Genomic DNA, 24,770 nt, shown 5'->3' with positions numbered 1-24,770 from the left:
GCACAAAACGAAACGAAACCCTGCGTGCCCGACTCGTTTTGTGCGCACCAAACGAAACGCCAAACGATATGAATTCCAATTCGTTTTGTGCGCACAAAACGATTCCCAAAACGAAACGTCATGGGCGATCCTCCGGGGTGCTCGGCGCCTTGGCGAGGCGCTGGTAAGTGAAGGGGTCGTTGCGTTTGCCATCGCCGTTGCGGGCGAGGAGGCCGTCGGCATCAGCCATGCGCAGCAGGTTGTCGGCGGCCCACTTGGACAGGCCATCGCGCACGGCGCGGCCGATGATGGCCGAACGTGTGGCAGGCTCATCATCGACGAACGCCTCGACGAACGACTCGGGCGTCCATTCGTCCTTCTTCCCGGGTTCGCTGCGGCTGCGACCGCCCTGCGAGAGCAGCTGGCTCGAATCGAGTGTCTCATCGGCGGTCCACACCGGGAATTCCCAGCGTAGGCACAGCGGCTCGACGGGCGGCCAAGAGCGCACCGCGGCTTCGAGCACGACGACGTGGTCCTCCTCGTGCGGCCGCAGGACGACGTGGGTGTCGGTGGCCCGGCTCTGCGCGCCCGCCCCGGCCCCGACGTCGGTGACCGACTTGCCGGTCTGATTGCCCTTGGACGAGTGGTGGATGAGCACGAATGAGCAGCCGAGGCGATCGGCGAAGGCGTCGATGCAGTTGTAGATGTTGGCCATCGTGCCGTTGTCGTTCTCATCGCCGCCTGCCGGCATAAAGCGATAGAAGGCGTCGAGGACGATGACCTTGTATCGGCCCGGCTCGATGGCAGCGAAGTAGGGCGCAAGGGTGAAGATGTCGCGCAGGCGGCCGCGGATATTGTCCACGAAGATCCGCCGGTTGAACTCGCGCATGGGAATGCCGCGAGCATGCGCGACCTTGGGAATGCGGTGAGCGCTGGTTTCGCGATGCAGCTCGTTATCGATGATGAGCACATCGCCGCGCTCGGTGGCGTAGCGACCCAGCCACGGGCGGCCGGTAGCGACGGCGATGGCGAGATCGAGGGTGAGCCACGAATTGTGCGTGACGGTCAGATCCCTACCAGCGAGGAATGTACCACTCGGGTGCTCGACCTGGATGCACTGAACCGGTACTGACGCCACTCGCTCCACCGAAGCGACGGCATCGATCACCGATCGTCGCGCCAACCGGCGGTGTGGCAGTCGCGCCGACTTTCGAGGCGAACTGAATGGGCAAGTAGATGCGGTGGCGGCAAAGCTGATGCGGTACTTGGCGCCGTAGTCTCGCCCGTTCAGGCGTGCGCGACCAACCTGCAGGTACGGCTTGTGTCCCAAAGACCGCGCGAGGAATGCAACCGCGTCAGCCAGGGCGGCGCTCGTTGAGCAGAATTCAACTAATCCGCAGCCGTTGGATCGCGTCCCGGCGTGACCGTCAGAGTCCAAGAGTCCAGCCAGCAACACGCGGCGCTGCCATTCCGCAGCCAGCAGGTAGGGCTGTGGGACGTGCTTGTTGCTCAGAACACCTATGGCGCGCAGGCGTGGCTGCAGCCCGAGCACGGTGAATGTCGCGGCACCACGTTTCTGGCGAACACGGCCCCAAGCGAATCCTGCACGGGTAAGGTGATCCTGCACATAGCGCACATCCGGCTCAGCCACGGTGACCTCGCCGCTGGTAGTCGTGCCGTTGCCGAGCCAATAGCCGAGCATCCAAGGATCAATCGGCAGTTCGGTTCGAGGTCGCTGCAGCGCTGCTGCGATCGGGAGTTTCCAGCGCCGGCCGTTCATTCCCTGACTCAACCGGTGCGTGGGGACGACGGCCAGTGAGTTTCGTGAACACACTGACCAGAGGTGTTCGGCATCAGCAATCAGCGAGGCGCCCGATTTGGTGCGCACGCGATAGCAGGGTCGGTCGTGCATGATGCCCGAGACGGCAACGATGCGCGTCAACGAGCCGTCGCCGGCATGTACGTGCATTCCCGGCTGCAAGTCTCCCATTGCAACCCAACCGTCTTGTGTCAGGATCGGCGTGTCGATTGCTAGCGCCTTGCCGACTTTTGGACTGGCGATCACGTTCATCGTCTCGCCCTGGCGCAGCAGGCCGTGAACCACCGGTGGGCGGAGCAGCGGGTGGCCGCTGACGAGCTGCTCGACAGAGAGAGGGGCCGGGGCGAGCAGGTTGTCAGGCGCGGGTGGGACGTCGGCCACGAACGCGGCGAGATCGACGCCGCGCGTTTGGGTCGGCGCGCTGCCGTAGCCCTGCGACGCCAGCGCCGACGCCGCGGCCGTGAAATCTCCGCCGTGTTCGAGCAGCGCGTAGACCGCGAAGGGTGAGTAGCCCTGCTGCGCTTCGAAGGGCGCGGCGTTCGTCGAAAAGACGTAGAACACCCCGTCCTTGAGGGTGGCGCTCGTGCCGGCGGACTTGCCTGGCCGACACCAGTGCTCGTTCTCGCCTCTCTGCACAAGCGTCCAGCCGTGGGAGAGCAGAACGGCGCGGGGATCACCACGGCGATTGAAGTCATCGCCCGGGCGTGAGGTGACCGCGTCGTCGGAGACGGCGCTTGGCGTATCAATGTCGAGCGGACGAGTCTCATCGAGCGCCCAGGCACAACCGAGCAGGATGTCGCGCTCGTCCGAGGTGATGACCGGCGGCGCGGCGAGTTCGCCGTGGAGGATTCCGTAGCCGTCGGAGGGCGCGCACAGAAAGAGCCCACCCTCGCCGCGGGTCTCGATCATAGTGATCGTGATCACCCAGGCGCCGCCAGAGTCCCGGCGCGGCTTGTGCTCCTTGCATCCAACGACAACCGGCTCGTCGGCGCCGACCTCGATGCGGCGCTGCGCGAGCTTCGTATTGCCGGAGATGGGCTGATCGCAGCGGTAGATGACGTGCCGACCGCCCGACGGCGTCGATTCGATCACAAGACGATCGACGAGACCGGGCGCCATGGACTCGACGGCGCGGCGCCAGGGCTCGAAGGCCTCGCCACCCAGGTCGAAGTCGATCATCTCCAGGTTGCCGGAAACCGCTCCGCACACGAGGCACAGCGCGGTTGCCGACCCATCGAACCAGCGCGCGAGTTCCTCTCGCGACGGCAGTCGGGATTGATAGGGCTTCCACTCGCTCAGCGCCGGTCGCTTTTCCTGGCCATTGCGCACCGCCGGCAGCGCGCATAGCCCCGCGGCAACACACGCCTGCGCGTGCGCGTGGAGAGAATCACCCATGTTCGACCGCATGAGACTCACGGGTCGGGCGGCCTCCAGGGCGACCGGTCATGATCGAATTGGATGGGGCGCATCACTAGCATTTGTTCAGAATGGCACCTGGTCGTCAGAGATTTCCGCGTACTTGGCAGCGCCTTCGTCGGTGTCGATGCGTGGAGGCCGCGCGCCCAGCACGTGGCTCACGATCCGGTCGTACTTCTCGCCGGGCTTTCGCTCAACGGTGATCGCCAGCGTGGGCGTCAGCGCGCCGCTGCGCGCCAGATCGACGGCCTCATCCACGTGATCAGGCACGGGCTCGTTGGACCGTCGCCGCCACCACTGCTCAGCCTTCTGGCGGGCGTAGCCGGTATGTTCAAAGCAGAGCCATTCGGAGAATGACGTGGCGAACCCGCACCGGTAATCAACGCGCATGGTCGGGGCGGCGCTCGGGTCGTTGCGCTTGAAATGGATGTGATAGGAGACTTCGCTGACCTCGTGCTCGGTCCGCGTGACCTGATCGGAGAGAATGCCATCGCTGCTGGCGCTGGACTCGTGCGAGGCTTTTTCAGGAGGCGGGAATGCATAACCGCAATCGGGACAGGAGGAGTAGGCGGCATGAATCAGGGCGTGGCATTGCGGACACTCCTTCGCGGGCGCTGGACCGTCCCCGCCGCCCGGCTCCTTGATGCGCAGGTCATCAACGGGACCGTGCCGGAGCACGTTCCCGCCATAGTCGAGGACGAGGCAGTCGGACTTGTCGGGATGCAGACGGAAGCCGCGACCAATGGCCTGGTAGTAGAGTCCGGGCGAGAGCGTCGGCCTCAGAAGCACGACGCAGTCGATCCGCGGCGCATCGAAACCGGTCGTCAAGATGTTGCAGTTGGCGAGGTACTTCAGTTCGCCGGCCTTGAAGCGGTCGAGAGTGGCATCCCGCTGCTGCGCGGGAGTTTCGCCGTCCACCCACCCGCACTCGGCTCTGTGGTGATCGCGGAGCACATCGACGATGTGCCGGCCGTGGCGCACGCCCGAGGTGAAGATCAGCACACTGCGGCGCTTAGCGGTGTACTCCACGATCTCGGCGCACGCCGCATGCACGAGATCATCGCCGTCCATGAGATCTTCGACCTCGCCTGCGACGAACTCGCCGCCGCGGACGTGCAGGTTGCTCGTGTCGGCACGGACGATTCCCGCCTTGGTGCGAAGCGGGCACAGGAAGCCCTGGACGATGAGCTCGCGCACGCCGATCTCGTAGCAGATCTCGTTGAGGATGTTTTCAGGCGCACAGATCGAACCGGATTTCATGCGGAACGGGGTCGCCGTCAGTCCGATGACGCGCACGTTCGGATTGACGGCTTTGGCGTCATCGAGGAACTGCCGATACATCCCTTCGCCGTCGGGCGCGATGAGATGGGCTTCGTCGATGAGGATCAGATCGAAGCGACCAAGTTCGCGCGCCCGGCGAAACACACTCTGAATGCCGCCGACGATGATCGGGTGATCCGTGTCGCGGCTGCCGAGCCCCGCGGAGTACACGCCGATGCAGTTCCACAGTCCCGGCGCCACCGCAACCAGCTTGTCCACGGCCTGATCGAGCAATTCCTTGACATGCGCGAGAATGAGAATCCGTCCGTTCCAGAGTTCCACCACGTCTCTGGCGACTTGGGCGATGATCAGACTCTTGCCCGCGCCGGTCGGACACACCACGCACGGATTCGTGTCGTGCTCGCGCAGGTGCCGGTAGACGGCTTCGACCGCTTCGCGCTGGTACTCGCGCAGGATCACGCCGCCACCTGGGCGCCATCGGGCAGGATGCACCGGTCGTGCATGATCGGCACGGTGTAGAGGGTGTCGCTGCGCCGGCCGAGGTAGCCGATGATGAAGGCGTTCACCCACTCGACGGGCCGGCCCGTGCCGTAGAGTGGAACGGGCTTGCACAGGCACCCGGCGCTGCGAGCCTCGATGATCCGGCCCGTCGACCAGATGTTTTGGGTCATGTGGGCGTCAGCGCGGTGAGTATGCCCATGGATGACAGTCCGCCCCTGGCTGATCTGCAGGTGGGCCCGGGTCGCCTCCTTGGCGTGCGACCAGCCGTGCACGGCGATGATGCGCGAGTTGATCGGGTAATGCGGATAGCGCCCGTCGGCTGAGCCGTAGGGCACGTAGCTGAACTTCGTCCGCCCTTTGGAGAGCTGAATCCGCGGCGCCAGCAGCGAATACGCGCCTCGGCCCTCAGCGGTCGCCGCCGCCCAGCGGTCGAGGCGGTACTCGTGATTGCCCTCGACCATGACGAGGCGACGGCAGCAGCGCTGCACGCGATCGAGCAGCGCGTTGGCGCGCTTGAGATCCTCGTTGTAGTCGCTCTCGGGCACGCCGTAGGTGGGCGGATGCACCGAGAACTGGCCGCAGTCGAGCAGATCACCGAGGCAGACAATCAAGTCAGGCTTGATGCGCTCGGCGGCGCGGCAGAAGACCTCGACGGCGCGGGGATTGTGGTGCGGGATGTGCACATCGCCGAAAGCCATCATGACCTTCGACTTGCGCCCTGCTGCCCTGGCCATCACTCATCTCCTGCGACCATGGCGCCCGTGCGCGCGTAGCCGGCAATGTCGACGAGGTTGTCGCGCTTGTGACGGTGGGCTTCCCGCGCGAGCTTGACGGCGATCATGCACAGCGGCACGTCCATCGCGGTGATCGGGCTGCGAAGTTTCGACGCCAGCAGGCCATTCCACATCACCGCGGTCCGCGAGAAGTCGTCACGGGGATGGCCGTAGTCCTTCTGCCGCTCACCGCTGGTGACCCGCGCCGCCTCGGCGAGGACGGACTCGGGAGCCGCCGCAGGTTCCGCGATGCCCAGTGTGTGCAGCTGCACCCACGGCGTGGGCGGCTGGCGGATCTCGGCCAGTGTCGCGATGTCGAGAATCGGCAGGCCCAGTTCCCAGGCGATCATGTACTCGAGCTTGGCCCCCCGCGATTCCTCCCAGCCCGGTAGCATCAACAGGCCGTCGCAGCGCAGCAGGAGTTCCATGTCGGCGCGCATGTACTCGGCGCGTTCACGATCGGTCTCGCCGTCGAAGTTGCGGGCCGGATTGAGAGGCTCGAAGCCCGCTTGCCTCAAGCGCTCCTCGGCCGCGAAGAACGCAGGGAAGTTGTGCTCGGGCATTCCCGTCATTGGGCCGGAGATGTAGAGGCGCCGGGGTTGTGCGTTCACGTGGACCACTGAGGGATGCTCCGGGTGAGTGCCATGACTCGTGAGATCACTCGAAGTCCCGCAGTCGCAGATCGTGAGCCGCCAGGTTGCGCAGGTTCGTTGTGACCGAGTCGCCGTCGGCCCGGGCATTGCGGATGGCGTGCTGCTGCCAGACCCAGGGTTCCCACTTCTGCCCGGTTTGCGGATCGGCGTATGCATCATCGGGCACACCCGTGGTCATCCGAACGATCGGGCATCCAGCTTCGCGGATCTCCGCCAGAGGCACCCACTGGGTGCCGCGCAGCAGCAGGTGCCGCTCCTGAAACATGAACCCCCAGCGATCTCGCATCCACTGCGTCGTCTCACAGTCCGGCCGACTCTCGGCGAAGCACGGGATGCCCAGGCGCCTGCGAATGCGCAGCATGTCGTGATAGACCGGGTCGGTATCGGTCAGCTGGCAGACCTGGTCGAAGGTGATCGAATCGGCGACGTACATGAACGGCTCGAGCGATGCGTACGCACGCGCCGCATACTCGCCGAGATCGATCTGCCGCGCCAGTTGCATGTCCGGGTCGTTCGCCGGCGTGCCGACGTAGAAGCCCAGGTGATCCGTCACCAGCGCGAGCGCGTCGAGGTGCCCTGCCAACTCGTCACACCAGCGGTCGAGGTTGGGGTTGTCTCTTGCCTCGACCGGCGCATCGAAGTCCTTGGCCTGCTCGGTGTTCTCGTACCCGTAGGCGTCAGCAATGATGATCGCCAGCGGCTGATCGTTGGCGTCCAGGTAGTCGAGCTGGGGGTAGACCACCCGCTCGAAGAACAGGCCCGGGTTGAGCAGGTATTCGCGCCTGATGCAGCGGTCCTCGGCGACATTGCTCGTGCCGCCTGCGGCGGCGAAGCCGAACCATGTCGGCACGTTCTTGAAGATGAGTCGTTCATCGATCATGGATGAGCTCCTGAGATGATGCGAATGCGGATCGCGATCTGGCCCCCGGGCACGACGCCGCCGCGCCAGATCTCGAGGTGATCGATCTGCGAATCGTCGTGGTACGCGCCACCATGCGCGAGCGAATCAAGGGTGCATTTGAGTAAATTGTCGAGATCCCTTCGGCGACGATCAGGTGGAGCCGCGATGATCGAGACGTCAAGACGACCGTCCTGCGCCCGGGCGCCCGCCGACGCGAGAGCCGAGACCACCGTTTCGCGGTAGGCCCGACCCTCGCGGCTGATGAGCATGCGACATCCATGCCTCGTGCTCACCATGCGCCAGTAGTGATTGACGCTCGGCGGGAAGGGCAGCAGGAAGACCTGTTCGTTCAACGCTTCCACGGCGGCGTGCTACTCGTCGACGGCACCGGCGAGGGAGCGGCCGGGGCTTTCCTCTCGTAACCGGCAATCTCGTTGACAGATTCACCGGTATCGGACCGCTGCTTGACCTTCACCTTGGCGAGCAATGGGATGCCGTGCAACTCGGCCGAATCGCGGGGTCGCATCACCCCCACGGCGCGACAGATTGAGGAAAGGGTGCCCTTGGCGATCTGTACCGTGAGCGCGTTTTCGTGTTTCAACGTAAGTCGATCCCAGAGCTTGCGCCCCTTGTACGGCCCTTCGACCACTTCAAGTTGCAGCTCAAGGAACTCGCCCGTGCCGGCCTTGGTCGCTTTCATTTCGCTGGCGGTGATGATCGCCAGATACTTGCCGGCAGGAAGAACATCGAACGTTTGGTTCGGCTCGACTTCGTGCGCGTCGAACCCATTCAGCTGCGCCATTATCCGGCTCCTTGTTCAGTAGGCTCTTGTCCGTCGATTTGCGGGGTTTCCCCTCGCACGAATGCCGCATAGATGCGGTAGTCGAGCGGGAACTCGTCGGGCAGGTTCAAACGGTTCTTCGCCGCGTGCGCCGGGCGCTCGGTGGTGCGGATGATCCGCTCGCCGGTGCCGACACCCTGCACGCGCTTGCGGTTGAATCCCTGGTCGGTGGTCTTGGTGAAGACCTTGTGACACGCGAATAGCAGCTCGTCGCACCACTCGGAGAGCAGCGCCGACGCCTGCTTCTGGAGACGAGGCACGTAGCGGTCGTAGGGGTCGGTCTCGGGATTGGCGAACTTCTCGATCTGGGAGTGCGCGATCAGGATGATCTGCATCCCACGCTCGTTTCGAAGCGCATCCAGGCCGGAAACGATCTCACGCCACTGAGTCAGCGCAAAGATGTAGCCCTTGCCGTACCCGACATCTTCGATCGACTCGACGCCGCGTTTGGCGCAGACTTCGGCCCAGATGAGGCGCTCGAGCCAATCGAGTGAATCGATGACGACCGTCTGGTAGTCATGATCCTCGGAGTACAGCGCCGACAGCGCATTCATGACGTCGGCGTACTTGGTCGCCAGCGGGAAGCGATCGACTTCGAGATCGTTCGCGCCCTCCTCGGTCTGGATGAAGATGGGCTTTTCCGCCATCGCACCGAAGGTGGTGTTGTGCGTGACGATGAAATCATCCGTGACGTAGAGCGAATCGGGGGCATCGATGCGGATGCACTGGCAGGGCATTCGTCCCGCCGGCTCCACGCTGCGGATCGTGTGGCCGATCGCCCAGCGGGGCTCCGACCACTTCGCCAGGTGCTTTTCGGAGGAGACCGGGACCAGGTCGGCTCGGAACGAGGCGAAGATGCGATAGGCGGTCTGACCGGTTCGCTTCTGGCCCTGATACGTGAAGGTGGGATTGGGCTTGATGATCTTTTTCGCCGAGCCGCCCAGGCTGCGGATGAGGAAGCAGACATCCTCCGCCATGTGCGAGCTGACTGTGCAGAATTCCACCGCGCCAGGCTTGGTCACGAACCCATCGCTGTCGAGAAGGCCCTGCAGGAGCGCGAGCCGGTCTTCAACCCTCGCGTGCAGGTAGATGCTCGGAATGAACTTGTCCTGCGACTCGAGCCCGTCGAGACCCAACTCTCTCAGGGCGGACTTGAGGATCGATGGCCGGCCGTTGCGCTTGCTCCTGATGCGCATGGCGGTCGCGGCGGTGCTCGTATACACGCCTGCATCCGCACGATCGAGCGTGTCCTTGATCTTCGCCTGAACATCCGATTCCTGGTTCGTGATGAGGACACTGCTTCCAGACGAAGATCCGTCTCCGAGGTACATTCCAAGGAGCCAGGGCTCGATGGGCAGCCGATCGCCGAGAACCTCGAACTCCACGGGCCGCACGCACGGGACAGCGTGATTGAAATGCGTGCCATAGCGGAGGGTCCGCCGGATGTCCCGCAGGGGGCGAACCGCCCCCGCCAGACCCATCCTCCGCTCGCAGAAGGTCTGGGTGAACCAGAGGTGGTCATCGCAGCAGAGCGTCGTGGAGCCGTCGCGGAAGGTGACGCGAAAGACATCCTTCTCCCCTTGGGGATAGACCCCAAGAACACGATGACTCCTGCCATCCGAGCCGATCACGACATTGCCGATCTCAATGTCGCCCATCCTGACATAGCCGTTGGGCGTCAAGACCTTCGCATCCAGCGGCTGGGCTTTGCCCACACCTTGCACCCCGTATAGGAGCACGCGGCGCGGGAGTTGGGCTCGTCCCCGTTGGATCGTGCTGAGCGCGGTCATTGCGGTCCTTTCAGAGCTGGCTGGTCTTGTATTGAGAAGAAGCGGGCGAGCCTGCGCCGGGCGGGGGAGTCGATGAGGTGCGCGAGGCTCGCCCGCTCGAGGATGGGCTGATGGCTTCGTAGAGACGGATTGATTCGAACCGCGTGGGCCAGATCCCTGTCTCGCAGCAGCGCGTCAGTTCCCGCATCGCGGTTTCGTTCTCGGCTTGCGCTTCGTCGAGCGCCTGCGGCGCGATTTGCCAGACGCCGCATCGGTACGGCTCACGCTTTTCGACGGCAAGCAGATGAACCGGGAGTGTGGCCTTGACGATTACCTCGAACATGGCGCGATAGAACGCCATCTGCTCGACGTAGCCGAAGGCCGCGATATCCGATTCGAAGGAGTCGAGTGAATCGGTGGTTTTCAGATCGACAATACCTCGCCCCGGCTTGGGGTTGACCCAGTCGAGCCGGGATTGGCATCGGTGTTCGGCGTATTCGCCGCGCAGCACACCCTCGGCAGCGCCATCGGCGAGAAGCTCTCGTGCGAACAGGTGCTCCCGCACGCTCGCCGCCATCTGCTCGATCAGCGCCGCCTGATCATCCGTGAGTACCGGCTTGCCGATGCGTTCCGCCCAGTCGGCAAACGCCTTCGTGTTGGAGCCAAAGGGCTGACCCGTACGCGGATTCACCGGCCCGCCGACGGCGAACTGGGCTTCGTACCGCTGTCGCCCCTCGAGTATCAGCACATGCGCGGCGCGTCCGACGAGATATGCCGCTGAGTCCCGATCCGGGACAAGGCCCTGCTCCTTCTTGCGAAAGAGCAGCGGGCAGCGTCGAAAGTCAGCGAGCCGGTGCGCCGTCACGTGCTCGGCGCTGCGGGCGTGGTACGCCTCCGCGGGCTCGTGGATCAGCGCATTGAGGATGGATTGATTCGGCATGGCGACTCCCCGCCGCAGTAGCGCTCGCGGCACAGGGGTTGTCGCTGGTGGCGTGCATCATTCGCCGCCGATCCGCCGGGGTCATCGAAACTCATATGTCGGACACATGAGCATCACGTGTGCCTCACCTGACGCCTCACGTGCGGCTCATGTGTCGGTACACCCGCCGCACATCTGATCGCTCAAACTCATCTCAGACGCGCGAGACGTGTCCCCGCATGCGCGTCTTCCATCGCTCCCGAAAGTCACCCACACCCTTCACTTCAGGAGCAGGCAATGAGCAGCAACGAGTATCGCGGTCTCATGGACGAGTGGCAGATGCGGCTGATTGATGCGCGAGCGCGGCGCATGGGACTGGACAATCACAGCCGCGACGACATCGCGCAGCAGATCGCCATCGAGACGGCCAAGTTCAAATCGGACCCGGTGCGGTCCCGCGAAGCGGTGCAGCCCGACGCGGTGCTCGCGACCATCGTGAATCGCCAGGTGCGATCGGCAGCGCGCCGCTGTGCCCGCGATCGCGAGCGCCTCGAGCAGGTGCGCCGATGCGCGGGCCAGCCCACGGAGTACGAGTCCAAGCATGAAATGGAAATCGATGTGCGAAGCGCCGTGGCGCAGCTGTCGCCGCGAGAACAGCGAGTCTGCGCCATGCTCTCCGAGGGCGAATCGATCGCCAGCATCGCCAGGGAGCTCGAGTGCGGCTGGCACACGGTGGAGCGCCTCATCGCCGACATTCGCCAGCGCTTCGAGAACATGGGCCTTGATGGTTGGCTGGGGGACTGATTGCATGTATGCCCAAAGCACCGTCATGAATCCGCCAGCATCGACTGGACTTCCTCGACCCCGCGCAGTAACTGATCAGTGCGAGCCCACGGCCGACAGTCGGCCCGTGGCGCTCGCCTGGATCACCGACGAACTGATCGCGGAACATCGGCGGGTCTGGTCCAGCAGGTACCGGCGGACCATTTCGCAAGAGGAGGCCATTGAGATCATCATGAACATCAAGCGATTCGCGGAATCGGTTCTGGACGCCACAGGGCAGGAGCGCCGGCCATGAACGTGGTCGTCTGGGCACGCGTCTCCTCGCGCGAGCAGCGCGAGGGGTATTCCATCGACGCGCAGCTTCGGGCGACGCGCGAGAAAGCCAAACGAGAGGGTTGGCACGTCGCTCGGGAGTTCGATGTGGCCGAATCGGCGCGGCGCGGGGCGGAACGCCTCGCCTTCAATGACATGGTCAAGTGGGTTCGCGCCAACGCCAGGCGCGAAAAGATCACCGCCATTCTGAGCCACAAACTCGACCGCGTCTGCCGCAACATGCGCGACGCCGTACGGCTTCAGGAACTCGAAGACTCTTGCGGCGTGCAGCTCGCCTTCGTCGAGAACCAGTTCGGCCCCGGCGCAGCCGGCGCCTTGTCGTTCAACGTGATGGCGGCGGTGGCGCAGTACTACAGCGACAACCTGCGCTCCGAAGTGCTCAAGGGCATGGACGAGAAGGTGCGCCAGGGCTGGCCCACCGGCGGGGCGCCGTACGGCTACATCAATGTTCAGGACAATCACGAGGAGCCGGTGCAGCCGCACCCGGAGAAGTCGAGGACGATCATCCGAATCTTCGAGCTCTACGCATACGGCGACATGACCTTCCAATCCCTCGCCGACGCCCTCGAGCGCGAGGGGCACATCTATCGCCCGAGCCAGCCGCGGTTCACCCGCACGGCACTCTCGTACGTCCTGAACAACCGGTTTTACATCGGTGAACTGCTCCGCAACGGCCAGACGTTCACGGGCCGATACCAGCGTCTCATCACGCGGGAACTCTTCGAAGCGTGTCAGGACATCCTCCACGGGAAGAACCGTCGCACCGGAAAACCGCAGATTCCGCTCTCCGGCGGGTTGATGCGGTGCGCCCATTGCGGGTTCGCCATCACGGGCGAGCGCATCAAGCGCAAGCTGAAGAACGGCTCGGTCAACGAGCATCTCTACTACCGGTGCGGCAACAATCACCCGGATCCGGGTCACCCGCGAGTCCGCTGGCGTGCTGAAGACGTCGAGAGCGCCATCACCGACGAACTGGCGACGCTGCGAATCGAGCCGGCGGAAGTGCGCGACCTGTTTCGCAAGACGCTGGCCGCCGCCTTCGAGGACATCTCGTCGCAGCAACGCCGGCAGTCGGCGGCACTCTCCAAACGGCACTCAGAACTGGCCGGGATGCAGGACCGGCTGCTAAATGCCTACCTCGCAGGCACGATTGCGGAGGGTCAGTACAGGGACAAGGCTGAGGAGCTGCGGTCCGAGTTGGCCGGGGTCACTGAGGCGCGCGAACGCGTTGGACGGATCGACGCCGGGGCCATCGAGCTGGCGTTTGCGGTTTTCGACTGGTGCCAGAATGCCGACGAGCACTGGCGGCGTTCAAACTCGGCGGTCCGGCGACGGATTCTGGATTCCGTGAGTTTGAACCGGACGCTGAGCGACGCAAACCTCTATCTCACAAAGAGAAAGCCCTTCGACCTCTTGATCGAAGGGCGTGAATCGGAGAGAAGTCGGGGTTCGGCCATTTGAACACGTCGGCGCGTGCGGCTGACGGAACCATCTACACCAGTTCCGGGACCGTGATCATCAGCATCGACCCCAACAGCGGGGCCGGCACCCCCGTCGTCAACTCCAATCTCGGAGATTGCCGTGGCATGGCGTTCGCCAACGACGGCCGCCTCTTCACCATCGAGGACGGGGGATGGTTCGTCAGCGACAACCTCTACACGATCGACCTGAGCACCGGCAACACGACGTTCATCGGGACGACAGGCATGCCCGGTCTTCAGGGACTCGCTCCGCGAGCGTCTCGAGTCGAACACCATCAGAACGGAGTTCAACGCCTCGCCCCCGCACGGGGGCGAGGTTACTTTCTGCGCGCTGAGCGCCGTTCTGAAAAGTGCAGGTACAATCGAACCGGCGTTCCAACGGGATTGACGCGACCCTTCCGCACCCCGCCGGCCGCGCCTGAAGGGCGAGCGTCCATTCTGGACATGACGACGGTGCGCAAGCAGCCGGCGAACTGGAGGACGGCCATGAAGATCATGTGGGCCATGCTGGCGACGATTGCGCTGACGACGGCGTCGACTGTCGGACAGACCTACGACAACGGCGGCATGGATCCCCGCGCCGGCGGCTGCAATGGCGGATGGTACAGCGCGTGGGAACCGCCCAGCGGCGTCCTCGGCAGCAATACGCTCGTTGAAATCTATCACCAGGCCGATGACTTTGTTGTGCCCGAAGGGCAGGAGTGGACGCCGACGCGCCTGATGTGGTACCTCTACCAGACTTCCAGCCCGCCTCTGGAACCCATTCCCGCCGTATTCATCCAGTTGTGGAGAGGGACCCGGTCCGAAATGCTTGCCGGCGCCGCGACGTTCGTCGGCGGCGACATGACAACGAACCGCCGCATTGACCAAGCCTTCACGAACATCTACCGCGTGATGCAGTCATCGCCGACGAACTGCGACCGCGCAATCAAAGAAGTAGAAGTTGACATGTCGTGGGTGGGACCGCTCGCGTCCGGTCAGTACTGGATCGAAATCGGTAGCACGGGCAACCCCGAGTATCTCGGCCCGTGGGCCAACCACGCCGTGCCGCGCGACGGTCGGGAGAACTCGATCTTCTACACGGTCGCCACCGGCACGTGGGCGGTCAACTCGAGCAACGAAGTCGGCTGGGACTATCCGTTCAAACTGCACTACACCGGCGGGGGCGGTTTCACCATCGCGCTTTCCGGGTCTTGCCCGGGCACGAAGACTCTCGAATGGTCCAACTCCGGGCGCGGCCCCATGGGCATCCTGTTCGGCGATGAACATGGACGCACCGCCGTCCCCCGAGGCTCGTGCCAAGGAACGCTGCTGGGAATCCAGGGGCGGCTCGGCCTCTTCAGCGTCATCCACGTTCCGCGCGGCGAAGGCCGGATGAGCATCACGGTCGGTCCGTCCGCCTGCGGCCGATTCGTGCAGTGCATCAAGACCGACGACTGCGCCGTGAGCAACGTGGCCGGGCCGATCTGAATGCGGCTCGGCTGCGGCATAGAGCCGCCGCGGCGGTTTCCGGCCGAAAACGTGGGCAGTTCAATCGCCGTTGAACCATTGCGATCCAATCTGCGGCGCCGCCGTCACGACTGCTTGAGGCTCCGCTCCTCCTGGCTCTGGTAGTCGGGGCCGCGCGTGAAGGCCACTTCGCTTCCCACGGGCATGACGTCTTCGAACATGCCTTTGCGCGGCGCCGCCCGGCGGGAGACAATCGCCCCGAGGATCACCATCGCGTAGAACCCAAAAAGCGCCACGCCCAGCGCCGTGAGAATCCACTGCGTCAGCGTCTGGAGTGATCCGACTTCGCCGGTCAGATGCGCGACGTTCGCCGTGGTGACGGCGTAGCGGGCCTGCACTTCGGCGGCCGGCTGAACGAGCGCCAGCCAGACCGCGGTGCCCACCAGCATCGCCAGGCTCAGCGGCAGCAGGCCCTTCACGCAGCCGTGCATGACCTGGTCGATGCGGATGCGCGGCAGCGTCCATCGCAGCCACATGTGGATGAAGACCACCAGCAGTGCCTTGCCGATCACCCAGGTCATGCCGTAGACGTTGAGCACGAAGATGCCCAGCGCCCCGCCATTCATGTGCATGGCCCCGGCCAGTTCGGTCCAGTTGGTGATGCCGACATAACTGCCGGTGAGAAACGCCTGTCCGACCGAAACCGGGTCATAACCGAGAGCCGCGTACACCGGGTCGTACGCGCCCAGCGGACTGTTCCACGCGCCCAGGAACAGCACCGCCTGGATGCACCCGACCACGAACATGCCGGCGTACTCGGCGAAGAAGAAGAACGAGAAGCGCAGGCCCGAGTATTCGGTGTGGAAGCCGGCGACGAGTTCGGATTCGCCTTCGGGCAAGTCATATGGCGCCCGCTTCGAAGCCGCCAGAGACGCGATGAAGTAGATGAAGAACGCGCCGAAGATGAACGGGTTCTGGTAGAAGAACCAGCTCTGAATGCCGCCGCCCTGAAGATACCCGAGTTCGACGAGGTTGAGCGTGCCCGCCACGAGCACGCCGCAAAGGATGGCCACCCCAAGCGGAATTTCGTAACTGACCATCTGGCATGCTTCGCGCATGGCGCCGTAGATGGCCCATTTCGAGTTGCTCGCCCAGCCCGAGAGGATGACGCCCATGACCTCGACGCCGAGGATGGCCAGGATGTAGAGCAGGCCGACGTTCAGCCCGGCTTCGAACACGAACTGCGGCCCGAAGGGGATCGCCAGGAACGCCGCGAGAACGGGCGCAAAGGCGAGGTAGGGCGCCAGGCGGAAGAGGAACGAATCGGCGCCCGCCGGCACGAGGTCTTCCTTAACCAGCAGTTTGATGCCATCGGCGAGCGACTGCAGAATGCCGAACGGCCCGACGTGCTTGGGGCCCAGCCGGCCCTGGATGTGACCCGCGACCTTGCGCTCGGCCCAGATGCTCAGCATCGCCAGCAGGCTGATGGCGGGCAGGAACACGGCCGCCGCCACGAGCACCTTGACGACGACGAAGCAGATCCAGTACGGCAGGCCGAGCGAGCCGGCCAGACTTTCGGACAACTCTGAAAGCATGCTCGAAATCCGTTTCGCGTGCGGTGGACGGGTAAAGGGCCAAGTTTAGGCGATCCAATCTGACCGGCAAACTGCCAGAACACATGGCTGCGCGCATCCGTATAGGAGTATGCGACAGCAGTCGTCGGCACAACTTCGCCGAAGTGACCCATTCGGAGCAGGCACAGGGCTTCTTCGTGGAAGCAGGGTTTCCTCCATGCGGCACTCGGCGATTGTGCGTTTTTCTCGGCCTTGCGAATTCGTAGTTCCCCCTAGAATCCACGGCGGAATGTTTTCGCGCGAATGACATCCGGAGGAGTCACCCCATGCAGCCACTTCACCGCACCGCCCTGCTGACAGGACTGTTCCTGGTCGGATCATCGGGGCCGCTGCTCGCCCAATCCGGCACCATCCAGCGGCCGGTGGTCCAGACGGCCCGGGTGCGCACGACCGTCAGTGCGCCGGCTTCGATCGCCGCGCCGCCGATGCCATCGCAGCAGTCCACGCGGGCGTTCATCATCGCCAAGCGGGCGTTCGACAAAGACATCAAGAAGATTCGCGGCAAGTTCCTCGGCTCGAAGGAATTCGCTCCCACGAGGCAGCGCGGCCTCGAAGAACTGGCCCGGTTCACCGACCCGGCCGCCATCGAGCCGCTCATCGATCTGGCCCGCATCGAGAAGCAGGACGTGCGCGACTGGCTCTTCGAGCACCTTGCCGAGCGAGTCAAGCCGGAAGTGGGCCAGGCGACGCTGGCATGGATGGCGATCCACGACCAGAACGCGGACATGCGCGCCGCGGCCAAGACGCACCTCAAGGGGCCTGCTTCGCCCGTAACCCAGAAGGTGGTTGTGCAGGCGCTCGAGTCACCCAACATGGACATCGTCAGCGCCGGCGCCGGCGCAGCCGGAGCGCTGCAACTGGCGCAGGCGATCCCGCATCTCATCGTCGCCCAGGCCCCCGCGCCCTCGATGATCGGGACCGGCGATCTGGCGTTCATCCAGGTGGGTCAGCAGCGCTACCTCGTGACCGACCTCCAGCCGGTGGTCGGCGACAACTCGGCCGGCCTCGATCCCACTCTCACGGCGGTTACGGAAGGAACCGTGGTCCGCATCATGGACGCCGTCGTCGAGTTTTACAACATGGATGCGCACAACGCGCTGGTGAACATTGTCGAGGAAGACTTCGGCCAGCCCGTGGACTTCGGCTTCGATGTACCGCGCTGGAAGCAGTGGTACGAAGAGGAATACCAGCCCTTCGTGCGAGCCCGCGCAGCCCGCGGCGGGGCCGGCGAGGCGCCCAGCGCCGATCCGAGCCGCTGAGCGAGTGCCCCATCAGGAGACGCCAGAACCGGGCCGCGCCCCGCGTGGAGCGAGCCGCCCGGGCGGATTATCCTCTGGCAGGTTTCCGAATTGAATGGAGGCAGGCCATGAGCACCACCGGCAAGGCGGGCGTTTCTCACCTTGACCCCGAGAAGCACACGCCCAAGGACCACGGCTGGCTCGAACTCATCGACGTTGATCACATCGAGTTTTACGTCGGCAACGCGCGCCAGGCGGCGTACTACTACGCCGTCGCGTTCGGGTTCAACATCACTGCCTACAAGGGACAGGAGACCGGCAGCCGAGAGACCGCCAGTTACCTGCTCGAGCAGGGCAACATCCGCTTCGTGCTCACCACCGGCCTCGTCAAAGACCATCCGGCCCAGCGCCACGTCAACCTCTTTGGCGACGGCGTCAAGAGCGTCAACTTCACCGTCCGGGACGCCACAGACGCCTACGAACAGACCACGCGCCGCGGCGGCCGTTCGGCGCAGAAGCCCACCGTCGAATCCGATGCCCACGGTTCAATCACGCGTTCGGCGATCTTCACGTACGGGGAAGTCACGCATGCGTTTATCGACCGGTCGCAGTACAAGGGCAAGTTCCTGCCGCACTTCATGCCCGTCGACCCGCCCGTCAATCGCATCAATGACAAAGGCGACTGCGGCCTCAAGTTCGTTGACCATCTCGTGGGCAACGTCGAGCAGGGCAAGATGAATGAGTGGGTGAAGTGGTACGAAGACGTCATGGGCTTCACCATGTTCAAGCACTTCGACGACAAGGACATCTCCACCGAGTACTCCTCGCTCATGAGTAAGGTCATGAGCAGCGGGCGCGGCCTGATCAAGATGCCCATCAACGAACCCGCGCCCGGACGCGGCAAGAGCCAGGTGCAGGAATACCTCGACTGGCACCACGGCACGCCCGGCGTGCAGCACCTGGCGCTGCGCTCGCGCGATGAGATCAACTCCGTGCGCCTCCTGCGCGATCGCGGCGTGGAATTCCTCAAACTGCCCGACACCTACTACGACATCGTCTGGGATCGCGTCGGCGACATCGAAGAAGATCGACAGAAGATCAAGGAGCTGGGCATTCTCGTAGATCGCGACGACGAGGGATATCTGCTGCAGATCTTCAGCCGACCCGTGCAGGATCGACCGACGCTCTTCTTCGAGATCATTACCCGCCGCGGCTCGCAGAGTTTCGGGAAGGGCAACTTCAAGGCCCTGTTCGAAGCGCTCGAACTTGAGCAGCAGCGTCGCGGCAATCTCTGAGCCAATCAGCGCAGATCGAAGTATCGGTTTGTCGCGGGGCCGAACCAGCCGAGATGCAGTTCGCGCATCTGCGATTCCGTAACGCCGAAGATGGTGGCCCGAGTGAATGAGAGTTCGCGCGAGGCGACGTGCGCATCCGCCCAGGCGACGTTCGCGGTCGCGGCATGGCGAAAGTGGATGCTTGCGTCGAGCGGTGCCCCGGTGCCGCGCGCCAGCGGTGGCTCGGCGAAACTGTATTCAATCAGGCGCAGCGTCGGCACGGGCATGGCCATCGCGGCGTCCGCGAACATGACCGTCTCATCCGGCCGGCCGATGGCCGCGGCGCGGACGCCCACTTCGTCCTTGCCACTCTCCTCGACACCGAGGTAGGCGTTGTTGTAGCCGTAGCCGCCGCAACCGGCTTCGAAGTCAGTCGACTCGCGCGCCCCGGGTTTGAACGCCGGGCATTGGCGCACGGCGCCTTCCGGCCCGAGCAGCGGCGAGAGCGGCCCGCCGCGCGGCTCGAACGGTTCGCGGGTACTCAAACGCACGCCGAACCAGCGATCGAGATTGCGATCGAACCGCGCAGCTCCGGGCGCAAGGGAGCCGGCGGATTCGTTCGCGTAGGCAAGGTCGGCAAGAGCCAGCTGGCGCAGGTTTGAAGCGCAGCCGGCACGGCGCGAGGCGTCGCGCGCCCCGCGCAGCGCCGGCACGAGCAGCCCGATGAGTACGGCCGTGACGCTCATGACCACGAGCATCTCAACGAGCGTGAAACCGCATCTGCGTGTCCGGTGCATCATCATCGGCGCTTACCTCACCGCCGCGACGGCGCCGATTTCGGCGGACACCTCGCCGAACTGACCGTTGATCGAATCGACCGCATTCGTGATGCGCACGAAGTCGATCCCCGCGAGGTTCGCCGGCTTGCCGGTGAGGGGATGGACGGCCCAGGCAATGTCGAAGCCGTCGCCGCCGCCGCTGCCTGCCGTGACGCCTTCGCGCCGCGGATCGTCGGGCACGGTGTAGAAATCCTCCGGCCGCATCGTTGGGTCATCGATGATGTTGTCGCCGTCCAGATCGCCCAGTAGTAGAACAGGGTTCATGTCCGCGTAGCCCCAGAAGGCTTCACTGCCGTCCGTGTTCGCGTTGACGATGGGCGGGTGCCCGAACGGCTCGTCGGGCAGGATGAAGTGCCCGTTGCGCCGCTGCGACTCGGGGTCGGTGATGTGCGATCCGGGAATGACGAACCACGGGTCATCTGCAACGCCGTTGCGGTTCACATCGCAACTCACCTCGACGACGGCGGCCTCGGCAAAGCGGACCGACGGGAGCCCGACGAGCCACGACGCGTTGCCGAAGACGATGAAATCCAGTCCCGGCTCATGGTTGGGGCTGTCCCAGATCGTCCGGCTGAAACCGAGCGTGATCGACCCGCCGAACCCGCCGAGCGTGACGAGTTTGGAAAGGTCGGGCGTCAGCGTCCCGCCGCCGATCGGCGCCCCAAGTGCCCGGAGCGGGTCGTTGTACCGTGGGTCGTGGGTGAACTGCCCGGGAGCGGGTGAGTAGTCAATGATGCGCGTGGCGAACGGGTTCGGCGGCGGAGCGATCGTGCGGTAAGGCGGCTTGGCGCCATGCGCAGCCGTCAGGCCAAGGAGTGCCGCGATCGCTGCAATGGCGGCTTGCTTCATGACGCCCTCCCATCCCGCCGCCGGCGCTGGAGCATGATGACCAGACCGGCGCCCAGGCTCAGCAGAGCCCCGGGCGCGGGAATCGGCGCGTAGCGGAACAGCAGCGAAGACGAGCCCGAAGCAACCAGCCACTCGCCGGTGAGCGCGTTGTAGCGGGCGCTGTAGAAGCTGAACGGGCTTTCGTCCGGGTCGTCAACGAACAGATCGGGCCAGTCAAGCGCCCCCATTCCAGCGAGCGCGCGCTGCACCGCCGCGTCCTCGGCCACGGCAAAGTAGTCGTACGCGCCGCGATCAATGTCGCCGCCGCCGATGAAGAGATGCCCCGCCGCGTCGAAGCCCAGATCCGAACCCGAAAGCACCTGCCCGATGAACTGGCCCGAGGTCGCGAATTCAATCGCGCCCCGCTGGCCGCTGAGCACTTCGGCAATGTCGCCGGCCGGCAGCGCGCGGATTTCGCCGGTTGCCGATCCACCGGGGATGAAGTCGTAGCCGTTGGCGGTGAAGAGATTGCCGGACGCATCGAACGCGACGCCGCCCGAGGCGCCGTCGAGCGAAACAACGCGCGTCGAAGCGCCGCTGGCCAGTTCGAGGATGCGCACCTCGCCGAGGAACGTGTTGGGATCTGCAGCGCTGATGGCGATGCGATCGTTGTCGTACCACGTGGCGGCGTAGTTTTCATGCTGGTGCGAGCGATGCACGATCGAGCCGCCATTGAGATCCGCCAGCGCGACTTCGTATACGCGCGCACCGCCGAACCGGCCGTCGCCGACCACGAACCGTGACCCGTCCGGACTCACGGAGACAAACGAGGCGCCGAACTCACTGATCAGCCCGGCATCGAACGAACCCATGTCCATGAACTGTCCCGAACCGACAGCCGTCTCGATAAACACCGACTCGCCGTTCATTCCGATGAGCCGCCCGTCGGCGAGCACGTCGAACGCACCGCCCGGCCCGCCTTGCGAGCCGACATATTCCAGCGGCGGGGCGGCGCCTTGAACGCCGTTGCCGCACGTGAAAGTGATGACGAGCGCGGCCGCAACCGCCGCCCGTCCCGCAGACCAGAACGCAAGCATGACACAACTCCTGATGTTCGCCTCTAGTCGCGAGAGGCGGTCCCTGGACACAACCGGCGACACGGCCGCTCTCGCCGCGCCGTGGTCGAGCCTTCTGTCAGGAACGAACAGAAGTCAGTGCCGCGACGTCCCGAAGCGCGAGGACGGCCAACCCACAGGCCGCATCGCTGAGCGATCACGGCCCCGTGCCAGTGGCAGGTCTTCCGGCTCAGGGTCTGTCTCGTCCGACCGCCTTCCCATCCATTTTCCCAGCCGCAGGTTCGGTGGGGGACAGTGGCGTTGTGGTCGGGCGACTGCCTCGGATCAAGTCCTCAGGCGACCCATTACGGCGGCGCGTCCGCGGTGGAGTTGCACCACGCTTCCCATTTCAGCCCGCATCAGCCGAGCAGGATGCCTGCTGCGACGGAGTCGGGCGCCATTGACGGGGCACTCTACCGATCGGAGCGCGTGAGTCAAACGCCGCTGCCGGACCCCGGGACCGGTTCTCGAGGGGCTCGCTTTTGGGACGCCGCATTGACACCGGGTCCCGCCCTCGATACATTCCCTACTTACGATGACGCAACTCCCGGCCCCAGCGGGCAGTTGCGCCGCGTCGGCGACCGGCGGTGTTGCGGCCAACGGTCGTCGTGTGCTGTTTTCACCCCTTTGGCGGAGGTCACCTGTGTTCCACACGTCACTGCGCCGGCTCTTTGTGTTCGGCCTGCTCGTCTTCTGTCTTGGACTCGTTCCGAACGTTGTCGCGCAGCCTGTCGAACAGGGCGGCAAGTCCAGAGAAGCGGAACTCCTCGAAGACTTCATCCACTACACGCTCGTCGCTCGTCCGGACCTCGCGCACAGCGCTGCCCAGGCGCTGATCGAATCGAGCGTGACCGACGCCGAGTTGTATCAACTCGTGGACGAAATGGGGATCGGCAAGCGGCTCGACGACGCCCTCGTCCGTGCCGCCCGCAACGCCGAACTCGAAGAGATCGCCGGCCAGCTGCAGGGCCGGCTCAACAAGGGCCGCATCGACATGGCCCGCGACCCCGAAGAAATCGCGCGGCACATCAAAAACCTCGTGGGTACGTCGCGCGGGAGGCTCATGGCCGAGCAGGCGCTGCGTGCGGCGGGCGAGTATGCCGTGCCCCAACTGCTGGACGTCATCACCGGCGCCAGCCCCGCCGAACTCAAGGCGCGGTGCACTCCCGTGCTCGTGAGCATCGGTCGTCAGGCCGTGACTCCGCTGTGCGTCGCGCTGCCGCACCTCGACCCGGTCAGCCAGGAGCGCATCTGCGAGATCCTCGGCCAGATCAACTACTACCACGCACTTCCCGCGCTGGTCACGCTCGGGGACAGCGGCAAGGCGACTCCCGCAGTTCGGGCGGCCGCGCGTGCCGCCGCCGCTCGCCTCGGCGCTGTGGCGGATGCTGATCCCGTTGACGCCTGGCTCTCACTGGCGGAACTTTACTGGGGCGAATCGCAGAGCCTCGTTGCATGGCCGACCGAAGCCACCAACAACATCTGGTACTACGACAACAACTCCGGCCTCTACGCCGTCCCCGTTCCCACCGAGATCTTCTCGGAAGTGATGGTGATGCGAAGCTCGGAAAACGCACTTGAACAGTCCGCGGATTCACTCGACGGCCTGAGCATGTGGATTGCCGGGAACTTCCGGCGCACCGATGAACTGGGGGATGGAACGGATCCGACTTACGGCCCCGATCGCCGTCCGCCTCTCTTCTATGCCGTGGCGGCGGGCCCGGCCGCTTCGCAGATGGTGCTCGACCGAGCCAATCGCGATCTCAACGCCCGGCTCGCCCGGCACGCCATCGAGGCGCTCAACGGCACCGCGGGCGGCGCGAGTCTCTGGGTTGGCAACAACCGTCCTTCGCCTCTGATCGAGTCGCTCAACTTCCCCGAGCGGCGCGTGCAGTATGACGCCGCGCTCGCCCTCGGGCGCGCCCTTCCGACTGAGACCTTCGACGGCGCCGACCGCGTCGTGCCGATTCTCGCCGGCGCCATTCGCACGGGCGATGAGCGGTTCGCGGCGGTGCTCGCCGACAACCAGGAAGATCAGCGCAGCCTCGCGTCGAACCTGCGCGATATGGGCTTCACCGTGCTCCCGCCCCGCTCGACCTTCGAGGGCCTCCGAGCCGATCTTGCTGCGGCGCCGGCGGTGGACCTTTTCCTGCTCATGATTTCGCCGGACCGACTGACGGAGACCATCGCCTCGATCCAGTCTGATGACCGTATTTCGGCCACTCCGGTGGCGGCGCTGGTCGCCGCGGAGGATCTGCCCCGCGTCCGCAATGCGTACGAGGGCAATCGCCGCGTTTCCGTTATCCGGCTCGGTCTCCAGCAGTCGCAGATGGACGCCGCTCTGCAGGCCCTCATCGGGCGCACCACGGGCGATTTGATCACCCGCGAGGAAGCGGACGCTTATGCGGACGAGTCGCTCCACGTGCTGCGCGACATCGCGGTGCGCAACAGCGCTGCCTACGACATCAAGCGAGCTGAAACCGCGCTCGTCGAGGCGATCTCCACGTATTCGGGCGAACTGCGCCTGACTGCGGCGCAGACCCTCGCGTGGGTGAACGGATCGCGGGCGCAATCGGCGTTGCTCACGGCGGCTCTGGGTGAGACTGACGAAGCGGTGCAGATCGCACTGCTTAACTACGCCGCACAATCCGCAAAACGCTACGGTTCGTATGCGAGCGACGCGCAGATCACCTCGCTGGTCAACCTCGTCAAGACGGCCCGGGGGCCGGTCGCCACGGCCGCAGCCCAGGCGCACGGCGCGCTGAACCTGCCGGCGCGGAACATGGTGCCGCTGATCATCTCGGACTGAGCGCTCTGGCGCCGTGTCAAACCCATGGTTATCGAGCACGCAGGCCCGGCGCCTGCGTGTTTCACTTTCTGCTGCGCCAGGGCGGTACGAGCACGTCTCTATAGGCGCTGACACGCGCAGACGGCAGAGTCGGGT

General features: G+C 64.8%; 19 protein-coding genes and 1 riboswitch. Of the genes, 6 read left to right on the top strand and 13 right to left on the bottom strand.

What is annotated here, in order from left to right; all coding sequences use genetic code 11:
- Positions 1-118 precede the first annotated feature (118 nt).
- The 9 genes from IT430_19125 to IT430_19085 all read right to left on the bottom strand — a co-directional run bounded on the left by IT430_19125 (position 119) and on the right by IT430_19085 (position 10,873).
- Positions 119-3,193: an AAA family ATPase gene (locus IT430_19125; GenBank protein ID MCC6910052.1), complete on the bottom strand. Its 3,075-nt coding sequence runs from the start codon at positions 3,191-3,193 to the stop codon at positions 119-121.
- Positions 3,194-3,280: 87 nt separating this feature from the next.
- Positions 3,281-4,954 (bottom strand): DEAD/DEAH box helicase family protein, encoded by a 1,674-nt coding sequence (locus IT430_19120; protein MCC6910051.1) that lies wholly within the window; start codon positions 4,952-4,954, stop codon positions 3,281-3,283.
- Positions 4,951-5,730, bottom strand: coding sequence for a metallophosphoesterase (locus IT430_19115; GenBank protein ID MCC6910050.1), 780 nt, complete (start codon positions 5,728-5,730; stop codon positions 4,951-4,953). The genes IT430_19120 and IT430_19115 overlap by 4 nt, the downstream gene beginning before the upstream one ends.
- Entirely contained in the window at positions 5,730-6,332 is a 603-nt protein-coding gene (locus IT430_19110; GenBank protein ID MCC6910049.1) for a DUF4406 domain-containing protein, read from the bottom strand. The genes IT430_19115 and IT430_19110 overlap by 1 nt, the downstream gene beginning before the upstream one ends.
- Before the next feature lie 94 nt (positions 6,333-6,426).
- On the bottom strand, positions 6,427-7,302 hold the full coding sequence (locus IT430_19105; protein ID MCC6910048.1) for a hypothetical protein: 876 nt from the start codon (positions 7,300-7,302) through the stop codon (positions 6,427-6,429).
- Positions 7,299-7,685: a RusA family crossover junction endodeoxyribonuclease gene (locus IT430_19100; protein ID MCC6910047.1), complete on the bottom strand. Its 387-nt coding sequence runs from the start codon at positions 7,683-7,685 to the stop codon at positions 7,299-7,301. Before IT430_19100 ends, IT430_19105 begins: the two co-directional genes overlap by 4 nt.
- Positions 7,673-8,125, bottom strand: coding sequence for a DUF669 domain-containing protein (locus tag IT430_19095; protein MCC6910046.1), 453 nt, complete (start codon positions 8,123-8,125; stop codon positions 7,673-7,675). The genes IT430_19100 and IT430_19095 overlap by 13 nt, the downstream gene beginning before the upstream one ends.
- Entirely contained in the window at positions 8,125-9,954 is a 1,830-nt protein-coding gene (locus tag IT430_19090) for an AAA family ATPase (GenBank protein MCC6910045.1), read from the bottom strand. The genes IT430_19095 and IT430_19090 overlap by 1 nt, the downstream gene beginning before the upstream one ends.
- A gap of 10 nt (positions 9,955-9,964) precedes the next feature.
- Entirely contained in the window at positions 9,965-10,873 is a 909-nt protein-coding gene (locus tag IT430_19085) for a PD-(D/E)XK nuclease-like domain-containing protein (GenBank protein ID MCC6910044.1), read from the bottom strand.
- 276 nt (positions 10,874-11,149) lie between these two features.
- Between IT430_19085 and IT430_19080 the strand changes: the two genes are divergently transcribed.
- The 3 genes from IT430_19080 to IT430_19070 all read left to right on the top strand — a co-directional run bounded on the left by IT430_19080 (position 11,150) and on the right by IT430_19070 (position 14,919).
- On the top strand, positions 11,150-11,656 hold the full coding sequence (locus tag IT430_19080) for a sigma-70 family RNA polymerase sigma factor (GenBank protein ID MCC6910043.1): 507 nt from the start codon (positions 11,150-11,152) through the stop codon (positions 11,654-11,656).
- A 270-nt stretch (positions 11,657-11,926) separates the two neighbouring features.
- Positions 11,927-13,429: a recombinase family protein gene (locus tag IT430_19075; GenBank protein ID MCC6910042.1), complete on the top strand. Its 1,503-nt coding sequence runs from the start codon at positions 11,927-11,929 to the stop codon at positions 13,427-13,429.
- Between the two features lie 50 nt (positions 13,430-13,479).
- Positions 13,480-14,919, top strand: a complete 1,440-nt coding sequence (locus tag IT430_19070; protein ID MCC6910041.1) for a hypothetical protein — start codon at positions 13,480-13,482, stop codon at positions 14,917-14,919.
- A 104-nt stretch (positions 14,920-15,023) separates the two neighbouring features.
- Here the strand turns inward: IT430_19070 and IT430_19065 are convergent, their stop codons facing one another.
- Positions 15,024-16,493, bottom strand: coding sequence for an NADH-quinone oxidoreductase subunit H (locus tag IT430_19065; protein MCC6910040.1), 1,470 nt, complete (start codon positions 16,491-16,493; stop codon positions 15,024-15,026).
- 305 nt (positions 16,494-16,798) lie between these two features.
- Between IT430_19065 and IT430_19060 the strand changes: the two genes are divergently transcribed.
- Together IT430_19060 and hppD are read left to right on the top strand one after the other, a co-directional pair.
- Entirely contained in the window at positions 16,799-17,791 is a 993-nt protein-coding gene (locus tag IT430_19060; protein MCC6910039.1) for a HEAT repeat domain-containing protein, read from the top strand.
- Positions 17,792-17,898: 107 nt separating this feature from the next.
- A complete protein-coding gene (hppD, locus tag IT430_19055) occupies positions 17,899-19,065 on the top strand; it encodes a 4-hydroxyphenylpyruvate dioxygenase (GenBank protein MCC6910038.1) in 1,167 nt (388 codons plus the stop codon).
- A gap of 5 nt (positions 19,066-19,070) precedes the next feature.
- On the opposite strand, the gene IT430_19050 is transcribed toward hppD, so the two are convergent.
- Genes IT430_19050 through IT430_19040 form a run of 3 tightly spaced genes read right to left on the bottom strand, consistent with a single transcriptional unit; the run spans position 19,071 to position 21,808 of the window.
- Positions 19,071-19,841 carry a prepilin-type N-terminal cleavage/methylation domain-containing protein gene (locus tag IT430_19050; GenBank protein MCC6910037.1) on the bottom strand — a complete coding sequence of 257 codons (771 nt, stop codon included), beginning with the start codon at positions 19,839-19,841 and terminating at the stop codon, positions 19,071-19,073.
- 12 nt (positions 19,842-19,853) lie between these two features.
- Positions 19,854-20,732, bottom strand: coding sequence for a hypothetical protein (locus IT430_19045; protein MCC6910036.1), 879 nt, complete (start codon positions 20,730-20,732; stop codon positions 19,854-19,856).
- Positions 20,729-21,808, bottom strand: a complete 1,080-nt coding sequence (locus tag IT430_19040; protein ID MCC6910035.1) for a hypothetical protein — start codon at positions 21,806-21,808, stop codon at positions 20,729-20,731. The genes IT430_19045 and IT430_19040 overlap by 4 nt, the downstream gene beginning before the upstream one ends.
- Positions 21,809-21,983: 175 nt before the next feature.
- A riboswitch (cobalamin riboswitch) is annotated at positions 21,984-22,243 on the bottom strand.
- Positions 22,244-22,469: 226 nt separating this feature from the next.
- On the opposite strand from IT430_19040, the gene IT430_19035 reads away from it, so the two are divergent.
- Positions 22,470-24,635 (top strand): hypothetical protein, encoded by a 2,166-nt coding sequence (locus tag IT430_19035; protein MCC6910034.1) that lies wholly within the window; start codon positions 22,470-22,472, stop codon positions 24,633-24,635.
- Positions 24,636-24,770 lie beyond the last annotated feature (135 nt).

Source organism: Phycisphaerales bacterium (assembly GCA_020852515.1).
Taxonomy (GTDB): domain Bacteria; phylum Planctomycetota; class Phycisphaerae; order Phycisphaerales; family UBA5793; genus UBA5793.
Note: the sequence above shows the minus strand (reverse complement) of the source record. Positions and strands in the feature narration are given on the sequence as shown.